General features: G+C 47.6%; 1 protein-coding gene. It reads right to left on the reverse strand.

Annotation, left to right across the window (positions count from 1 at the left end):
• Nucleotides 1-510 (reverse strand): MetQ/NlpA family lipoprotein (locus R7040_RS30160; protein WP_318098151.1); only part of this gene is annotated, 510 nt, incomplete at both ends.

The raw sequence follows: 510 nt of genomic DNA on the forward strand, positions 1-510 counted from the left end.
GTTCTTCGGGTTGCCTACGATGTCACGTACTGTAGCGAGTAGACCAACGCCATCACGTAGAGTGATCAAACCTTGTTGCTCAAGAAGCAGTAGTGAGCGACCTAGGTTGGTTGGATCGTTTGGAACCGCGATGCGTGCGCCATCTTGAATTTCATCCACTGATTTTACTTGCTTTGAGTAACCTGCGATTGGGTAAACAAACGAGTTACCTGCGATAGCCAGTTTGTAGCCGCGATCTTTAACTTGTTGATCTAGGTAAGGTTTGTGTTGGAAAGCGTTCGCGTCTACAGAGCCGTCATCTAGCGCAGCGTTTGGTGTTACGTAGTCCGTGAACGTAACCAGTTCAACGTCTAGGTTGTACTTTTCTTTCGCTACTTTTGCCGCTACTTCAGCAACTTGCGCTTCAGCACCTGCAATTACGCCAACTTTTACCTTGTTTACGTCCACTTCTTTATCGCCACAACCCGCTAGAACAAGAGCAGAAGCAGCAGTTGCTACAGTCAAAAGACC

It is taken from the genome of Vibrio sp. 1069 (genome assembly GCF_033340555.1).